This is a genomic window from Psychroserpens mesophilus (assembly GCF_050617655.1).
Lineage (GTDB): Bacteria > Bacteroidota > Bacteroidia > Flavobacteriales > Flavobacteriaceae > Psychroserpens > Psychroserpens mesophilus_A.
Genome location: NZ_JBODQC010000085.1, coordinates 1 through 345 on the forward strand (window position 1 = coordinate 1; position 345 = coordinate 345).

Sequence of the window (345 nt, forward strand, 5' to 3'; positions counted from 1 at the left end):
AAATCGTGTGTTTTAATGTATTTTCGAATATTGTATTCATTGGAAAAAGCAGTGACCACATGACTTGGCATGATGTCGTTCACGTAACGGAGCCGTTTCATACTCACATCCATGATGGTTACGTGGGCCCCTAGGCCCGCTGCCATTTTTGCTGCCTGAATCCCCACGGTCCCAGCACCCAAGACCAACACACGGCCAGGGGATACCCCCGGCACACCACCCAGTAGCACTCCTTTTCCTTTTACGGGTTTTTCCAAAAACTTGGCCCCTTGCTGAATGGCCATTCTACCCGCAACTTCGGACATGGGAATCAATAAGGGCAAGGATCCATCCTCATCCTCAACG

The 345-nt window shown here is 50.1% G+C and carries 1 protein-coding gene; it reads right to left on the reverse strand.

Annotated elements, in window-relative coordinates:
- The coding region (locus tag ACRHNM_RS16435; protein ID WP_431137712.1) for an NAD-binding protein at positions 1-345 on the reverse strand (345 nt) is incomplete at both ends.